1 protein-coding gene is annotated in these 586 nt (G+C 39.1%); it reads left to right on the top strand.

The genetic code is table 11. From position 1 onward, the window contains the following. Positions 1–54: 54 nt before the first annotated feature. Positions 55–586 (top strand): IS5 family transposase (locus AC07E5_RS09625; protein ID WP_498625324.1); only part of this gene is annotated, 532 nt, incomplete at its 3' end.

Raw genomic sequence — 586 nt, 5'->3', positions numbered from 1 at the left:
GGCTTTGTTGCACAAACCTAGCCTATAAGGTTTATTCAGTCCTATAATTTCAAAATGAATAAACCTACTCCTAAAACTTATCGTACAACCAACTGGTCTTCCTATAATCGCGCTCTCATTAATCGGGGCAACATTTCCATTTGGTTTGATCCAAACACTCAGTGGTATGCACAACCACAAAACAAGCAAGGTCGAAATCAAACTTACTCCGATACGGCTATTCAATGCTGTTTAATGATCAAATCTTTATTTAGACTCTCTTTACGCATGGTCACGGGTTTTGTTCAAAGTCTGATTAAACTTTGTGGATTAAATTGGACCGCACCAGATTACAGTACGCTTTGTCGAAGACAAAAACATATTGATATTGCGATTAGCTATCAAAAAAGTAGTGATGGGCTACATCTACTCGTCGACTCAACTGGCTTAAAGTTTCTAGGTGAAGGTGAGTGGAAACGTAAGAAACATGGACCTGAATATCGTCGCCAATGGCGTAAACTTCATATTGGTATAGATGCTAAAACCCTACAAATACGAGCAGTTCAGCTTACAACCAATAATGTCAGTGATTCACAGGTGCTTGGTG

The organism is Acinetobacter seohaensis, assembly GCF_056431365.1.
This window is presented reverse-complemented; position numbering and strand designations above follow the sequence as displayed.